We start from the raw sequence: 7,299 nt of genomic DNA, 5'->3' as shown, positions 1-7,299 counted from the left end.
GAAGAGCTCTATGACCTTGTCCTTTTTTTGGAGCAGTTGTATTTCAATAATAAATCTGCCGCCAAACAAAAAAATTTTGCTTTTGCCAAAAACAACGTGTTATAAACAACTTGGTGAAATTTAGTCATGAGGTATCACCGGCGAGAATGTACCGATCACTATAGGGTATCAAAGAGGAAGATTGGCATGTGTTTTTCCATTGTAAATAGCTTTAATGTGCTGTTTGCGAATTCCCAAAAGAGGTCTAGTGATCGTCAGGGCGTCAGCGAAATAATGGATATTGAGTTTTCATCTATTACACAATAGGGCAGACTGCTCGGCTCTTAGGAACAGCGCGATCAGGAGATAAAAAAATATGCACGGAAAAAATAATATCACTAATGAGAGCATCAAAAATGAATTTCTCAACTCAAGTTCTCTGAATGCAGTTAATCAATATTTTCCGGAAGCGACGCGTAAAGATATGGGGAAAATGGTTGAGCAACTTGTCAGAAACAACAAAAATATCTTATCAATACTAAGGTTCGGGCAGATACTCCCTGGAACACTTGGTTTTGCCGCGGAAAAACAATATGCGGAATCGTTCGACTTAGACGCAATTATGAAAAAGAAAGTCTGCCATGCCCTAACAATAACAGACACAAGTCCGAAATTGGAACCAGAATTTGGCGCGCGACCCGGTGATGTTCTTGATCCGAGAGATCAAATCTCTCAGCTGAACATTGAAAATAATATTGACACTCACGCTGAAAAAATATACGAAAAAAATGAGACAAAACAAGATTATCTATCACAAGCCGCAGAAGAAGTGAAGGATACAATTACCGATTGTTTTTCTCCGGATGACATTGCATCGGAACCACCCCCCCACAAAGAGCTTGTCGGGAAGATGCGTAATAAAGCTTCCGACACTCAAAAAGGAAAATCGTTGCAGGCTAAGACACTGAAGGTCTCTACAACGCGACAAATGATACATGCTGCCGGAACCGCTGCGGCTGTGGGTGCTGTTATGGGCGGAGTCGTCTCTACGGTGAAATGTTGTGATCTTGTGCGTCGCGGAGCTATCAGCTATGAAGAAGCCATACTTCAAATTACCAAAACGACTGCTGTAACGGCTGCTGACAGCGCCTTAAAAGCTGCTACAGCTACGGGAGCCGTGAGTTTAGCCATAAAAATTGCACCGCAACTGATGGCGGAGACCTCAATGAGATCCTTATTGGCGCGCTCCGGTGTCGCGGGAGCAGCGATTTGCGGAGCCGATTTAGTGGTATGTTTGGTAAGCCTCTCGGCCGGTAAAATAACTCCTGCAGAAGTGGAAGATCGCTTCGGAAAAAATCTCTTTCAGACTGCTGCAGGCGTATGGGGAAGTGCCTTGGGTATACAAATGGTCGGGAGTGCAAGTCTCTCGGTCGGAGGGGTTGCATTGGCTCCGTTGCTTGGCGCTATGACAGGTGGACTTATCGCCAGCATGGCTGTAACTATTGCCGTCGAACGAGGTATTGAAAAACCGTTTAGAGAACTCATAGAGAATACACAGGCTTTGGTAGCCGCACAAAAAATTATGCAGGAAACGGCAAAGGCTTTTGCACAGGGCCAAGCTGTTTTTGAAGCATTTCTTATTGAAGAACACAGATTAAATATTGCCTCTGAGCAGGCAAAGGATTTCATGGATACAGCCGGCGTAAATATGTCTCGTGCCATCGACCGGTTATAAACCAAAGGAAACGCTTATGTACGATTACAGCAGATCTGAATTAGCCGTCATTGACGAGACAATAGAACCGAAATTAGCATGGGCGAAAGACGGTAATATCGAGTCGCAGCAATTGGCGTTAGATGCAACCCGACTGCTCTCCTGTACCGAAGATCGACTGGACGATTACAAAAATATGGGTTTTTTCAAACGGTGCTGGAAGGGGCTTTCCGGGAAGACCGGCGAAATGCAACGAGCCAACCAAAAAGATTTGGCTGAAATGCAGCGTATTTCGTGGAGATATCTCAATCTATTGCAGGAGCGCAGTCTGATGACTGCCCATGCCATTATTACGGTAAAAAACAATCTATTGACCCTTGCCATTGCGGAACAAGAAACCCGTCAAGAAATTGAGCGCATGGCGAACCGTATTTATGAGCGTTTTGAAGAATTGGAAAATAGGGTGACTAAAGTTGAAGTAGCCTCTAATATTCATAGCTGGCTCCTCACTTTAGATACGCGTGACTATGACGAAAAATTATCACCCCATTTTCGCTTGCTGCGCATTCTGAAAGATTTCTATTCCTTTAAAGTCGGAAGATTGGAACGTCCAGGAACTTCGCTATTGCCAACAAGCATTGAAGAACGTTGATCTTCCTTGGAAACAAACAATTTCTTTACAAAGCTTTATCTGCGAGCTTATCGACGAAATAGGCGCGGCAGGATTTGATGCCTATGAAGAGTTGATTTCAACGGGAACCAACGGGAACAAAATACAACCCTCTTTTGTGATCGATAATATTCCCGCCCCCAGTTATGCGACACTCTTTGTCGTCGTTGACAACTACAGCAAAAGTTCTACGGTGATTGATGTTCTTGCTGAACAATTAAGTATGTCACGAGAAGAAGCAATCAAAACGGTACTTTTGGATTTTGTTAAGAAGCAAGGCATAGATCTTAACTATGAACTGCCCTTACGGGACGTGGCTCTTGAATTATTGTATTGTCTGCAACTTGCCACGCGCCTTTACGCTGCGGGAGATACACTGCCTTCTGCTGATAGCCTTGAACCCGCTGATAGCCTTGAATCTGAGATAGTGAGCATTGAACCAGGAGAAGATTTAGCAGTATCTCAAAGCGAAATTGAAGCCTCTTTAGCCGCATTTAAAACAGCTTCTCAAGCCGTATTCAAAGGATCTCAATTAATCTCAGAAGCGGCCGTAAAGACAGAAATAGCCGTCTATTTGGCTACATTTGAAGAAGCGTCTCAAGTTGCATTTAAAACTATATCAGCAGGAGATAGAGAAGAAATAGATACAGTGCTGACAACTATACGAGATCTCAAGGAACATGAGAGGCAGCTTAAGTCGTATTTTAAGGATCTCAATCCCCATCAAAGGCAGCAGCTCAATCTGGCTTTAAAAAAACTTAAGTTTCAACGAAGGTGTCTCAAATTGCATGTAAAGAATTACGGGAGAGAATAGAAGCGACACTAGTTTAATCATACAAACCAGAGGGATTGTTTTCACTTATTAATTTATCATCTACTTGCATGGTGTCTCTAAATGCTATCCAAATCTTTTGTCTTTTGTGGATAACATCCAAGAATACCGCCTTCAGCTGCTTCATTATCCTGTTTTAAAAGAAGTTTGAACTTTTGTCTATCGGCCGAAAAAAGAGTGTGCAACTTCAAACTTGAATTGCAACACCCTGTTTTTCATCCTTAGCAACAGGAGTTGATTAAAAACTGCTTGATTTCCTTTTCACTTTGAGTCCGCCTTGTAGCACGGAAACAACATGAACTTGAGCTGTGTGCTCTTTTTTTGCTAAAATTCCACTGAGGAGTATTTTTTTTCAAGAAATCTTAAGTCTCAACCAGTATACCTATAAAGGAGGTGAAGATACGTGAGAACATACGAAGCGCTGTACATAATCAGTCCTGAATTGGACGAAAGTGCCATCCAAACGATTATTGCTGATGTTGAAAAATTTATCACATCCGGTGAAGGAACAATCGTGCGCTCCGATGTATGGGGTAAACGCAAATTAGCGTATACAATTAAAAAACACACTGAAGGTGTATACGTAGTATTGCGTTTTCTTGCCAACCCGGATTTTATTAAACGTTTTGAACAGTACCTGAAATTGGCGGATGCGATCATTCGTTATATGGTTCTGTATTTCGATAAAAAGACGCTTAAATTGGAAGAAGAACAGGCACACCGTTATGAAGAAGAGCTGCGCCTGAGCGCAGAACGTCAAAGCCGTCGTGAGAATGCTGATGATGATGATGATGACGATGACGAGCCTCGTCGCCGTGGTCGTGATTTCGATTATCAGAATTCGCGGTCGCGCGATGACGATGATGACGATGATATGGAGTAAACAGTTTGGCGTGCCCGCCATGCAGGCGGGAATGACGCTTTATTGGTTAAAACACAACTATAGAGAGGTGCCGGAATGAGTGATGTGCGCGTACCTGATTTAAATCGTGTCTTTATTGCCGGTCGGCTGACCCGCGACCCGGAACTGAAATACTTGCCCAGCAATACGCCTTATTGTCGTTTGGGTGTGGCAAATGTCCGATATTACAAGGACAAAAATGGCGAACGTCGTGAAGAAACGACTTTTGTCGATGTAACGGTGTGGGGGCCTCAGGCCGAATATATCGGTGAACGGCTGCGCAAAGGTCGTCCCGTTCTTGTGGAGGGTTCCCTTCGCATGAACGAATGGGAAGATCAGGCTACCGGTCAAAAACGCACTAGGATTACGATTAACGCGCAACGGGTGACACCGCTGGATTGGGATGATTCGGGGTCGAGTTCAAGACCGGCGCCGCAGTCTGACCCCCATGGCGGCGAGGCTGCGCCTGAGCCCCGCGAAATTGAAGAGCCCATTACTGACGATGACATTCCCTTCTGATCCTCTGATTTAAGGAATCTGTATTTATGGCGAAAATATCCGCTAAAACAAAATTAAAAGTGCGTGAGAAAAAACTTCGCAGACGCAAGAAGAAAAAACTATTACGCGCAAAAGTATGTCGATTAACCATTGATCGCGTAATATACATTGATTATAAGGATGTAAACCTCCTGAAACATTATATTACGGAACGGGGCAAGATTATTCCTCGTCGGATCACCGGTGCTAATGCCAAACATCAGCGAATGCTTAACCGAGCCATAAAACTGGCGCGGCAAGCGGCGTTATTGCCTTACTTAGCTGATTAAACTTTTACTACGCCGGCCGTATCCGGATCGCTCTGCGATACGGCCGCAATTGCATACTATGCGCAGACAACGACATCTTATATTCGTTCTTGTTGCCATCGCGGTGGTAAGTACCATCTTCGGTTATTTTATGCCGGTGCTCTTTATGCTGCCTCCCTTAACCGCGTATTTGTGGCTGCATAAGCAAGGACTCTATGCATTATTTTTGTCCGGTCTGATTGGAATTTTACCCTTCGCTTTCGGACATGACACCATAGGATCCCTCGTTTTTGTGATGGTCGGACTGTGCGGGATCGTGCTGGGCATATTCATGAGCCGCGGCGCGTCCCTGGGAGTTGGCATCGCCTTTGTGAGTGTCTCTTTGTTTCTGCTTAATGCAGCCAATGTCGCGATTTATTGGCAAGACTATGAAACGGACTGGCAGGAACAAGTCGAAAGTTTTACAGCCTCTTTCGACGAAGGGCAGTCCGTAGAGGACAGTGTCGCGCTCCGCGAAGGTCTTGCGTGGCTGTCAGAGCATTGGGTCTACCTGAGCTTTGGCGCAGTCTTTGGATTTATTCTGCTGGTGACAACAGTTTTGCTGAGCGCCTTGTATAGACGGGCAGGCGGCGAAGGGTTGATAGCGCCGGCAAATATGTATTTCAGTCGGATGCGCGTGCCCGAACATTTGGTTTGGGTCGCCATTGCGCTGGCCGGACTCTGGTTTTGGGACAGCTGGCGGCCCAATGACGCCCTCCGTTTAATAGCTTGGAACGGTGCCGTGGCGTTGGCTGTGGTTTATTGGTTGAATGGTTTGTCCATTGTCTTGTTTGCCTTGTACGCCTTTCAGCCTCGTATGGTATTTATGGTCGTCTTTTTTACGGCCTTTATTTTGTTGAATCTGCAAAATTTTTTGGTATTTGTCGGACTTTTTGATACATGGTGGAATTTTCGCTTGAAAATAGGGCACTATATCAAAGCACGACAGCAGAAAATATAATTACAATTGGGATGCAGTAAAGCAATCTGATGGTTCAGATTTGATGCATTCTTTGTTCAAATGATGGAGCCTTTGGTATGAATGTAATTCTTTGTGAAAACGTCGAACATCTGGGAGTGATGGGGGAGCAGGTGAGAGTGGCTGATGGCTATGCACGGAACTATCTTATTCCGCGCAAGCTTGCTGTTGAAGCCGACTCCGCTACGGCCAAACAGATCGAGCATGAATTGCGTATCATCAAACGCCGCGAGGAAAAACAGCGTGCCGCTTTTACGGGTGTTGCCGATAAAATGAAATCGCTCACCTTAGAATTTAAAATGCGCGCCGGCGACGATGATAAAATATTCGGTTCTGTCACACCGGCTATGATTGTCGAAAAACTGGCTGAATTAGGCTATGAGATTCACCGCAAGCAGATCGTTTTAGACGAGCCCATCAAATCTTTGGGTATCTTCGCGGTTACCGTTAAACTCTTTCCGGGTATTGAAACACCTGTCAAAGTATGGGTGACCGGCTTACAGGACGAGATTTCCACCGTTGTTGAGGAAACCCCGGAAGAAGCTGATACCACCTCGGAAACAGACTAATATGGCCGCGCGGTCTGAGAGACCCGCCGGAACTGTGTCGGCGGGTTTAACCCATTATGACCGCATGCCCCCGCAGGATGTCGATGCTGAACGTGCCGTACTCGGGGCCATCCTGGTCCGCCCCCAATCGGTTGGGGAGGCGCTCGAAGTATTGCGCGGAAACCTGCATGATCTGTTTTATATCCCTGCGCATCAGGTGATTTTTGACGGTATTGTAGCGATCTTTTCCGCCAACAAAGCCATTGATCGCGTCACGCTCATGGACGAGATCGGTTCCAACAAGGCCTTGGAAAGTGTTGGCAATGAAAGCTATCTCAGCGAATTAATCGGTGCCGTCCCCATTTCCGCCAATATTGAATATTATTCGGAAATCGTTTTAGAGAAAGCGCTGCGTCGTAAACTGATTGATCTATGCGCCTTCATCAGCCGTGAGACCTACGAAGATGACGGCGAGGTCGCCGATTTACTCGATAGTGCCGAAAAGGAAATTTTCGCACTCAACGAGCAGCGCCAAACGAACCGTGTCTTTCCTATTTCGGAATTGCTGGAAGATGGCGTTAAGCGTATCGAACAACAGATAAAAAGCGGTTCAGGAATCACGGGGCTGGCCACCTACTACACCGAATTGGATCGGAAGTTATCCGGTTTACAACGTTCCGATATGATTATCTTAGCGGCCCGCCCTTCGGTCGGAAAGACCGCCTTCGCCCTCAACATTGCTGCCAACGTAGCATTGGAAGGGAAATCCGTTCTCCTCTTTAGTCTTGAAATGGCAAAGGAACAGCTGGTCCAACGGCTCTTGTGTATGGT

At 45.6% G+C, this 7,299-nt stretch carries 8 protein-coding genes and 1 pseudogene; all 9 read left to right on the top strand.

Annotated elements, in window-relative coordinates; all coding sequences use genetic code 11:
- Positions 1-355 precede the first annotated feature (355 nt).
- Positions 356-1,714, top strand: coding sequence for a hypothetical protein (locus GX117_09405; protein NLO33555.1), 1,359 nt, complete (start codon positions 356-358; stop codon positions 1,712-1,714).
- Positions 1,715-1,730: 16 nt separating this feature from the next.
- The gene (locus GX117_09400; protein NLO33554.1) at positions 1,731-2,345 is read left to right on the top strand and encodes a hypothetical protein; all 615 of its coding nucleotides are present in this window, start codon (positions 1,731-1,733) and stop codon (positions 2,343-2,345) included.
- Positions 2,332-3,177: a hypothetical protein gene (locus GX117_09395; GenBank protein ID NLO33553.1), complete on the top strand. Its 846-nt coding sequence runs from the start codon at positions 2,332-2,334 to the stop codon at positions 3,175-3,177. Before GX117_09400 ends, GX117_09395 begins: the two co-directional genes overlap by 14 nt.
- Positions 3,178-3,598: 421 nt before the next feature.
- A pseudogene (gene rpsF, locus GX117_09390) lies at positions 3,599-4,078 on the top strand (30S ribosomal protein S6).
- Positions 4,079-4,153: 75 nt separating this feature from the next.
- Positions 4,154-4,615, top strand: coding sequence for a single-stranded DNA-binding protein (gene ssb / locus GX117_09385; GenBank protein NLO33552.1), 462 nt, complete (start codon positions 4,154-4,156; stop codon positions 4,613-4,615).
- A 26-nt stretch (positions 4,616-4,641) separates the two neighbouring features.
- Entirely contained in the window at positions 4,642-4,923 is a 282-nt protein-coding gene (locus tag GX117_09380) for a 30S ribosomal protein S18 (GenBank protein ID NLO33551.1), read from the top strand.
- Positions 4,924-4,981: 58 nt separating this feature from the next.
- Complete coding sequence (locus GX117_09375; GenBank protein ID NLO33550.1) at positions 4,982-5,902, top strand: DUF2232 domain-containing protein; 921 nt, start codon at positions 4,982-4,984, stop codon at positions 5,900-5,902.
- A 77-nt stretch (positions 5,903-5,979) separates the two neighbouring features.
- On the top strand, positions 5,980-6,489 hold the full coding sequence (locus tag GX117_09370) for a 50S ribosomal protein L9 (protein NLO33549.1): 510 nt from the start codon (positions 5,980-5,982) through the stop codon (positions 6,487-6,489).
- 1 nt (position 6,490) lies between these two features.
- Positions 6,491-7,299 (top strand): replicative DNA helicase (locus GX117_09365; GenBank protein NLO33548.1); only part of this gene is annotated, 809 nt, incomplete at its 3' end.

The sequence above is a fragment of the Candidatus Hydrogenedentota bacterium genome (genome assembly GCA_012523015.1).
In the GTDB taxonomy this organism is placed as follows: domain Bacteria; phylum Hydrogenedentota; class Hydrogenedentia; order Hydrogenedentales; family CAITNO01; genus JAAYBJ01.
Note: the sequence above shows the minus strand (reverse complement) of the source record. Positions and strands in the feature narration are given on the sequence as shown.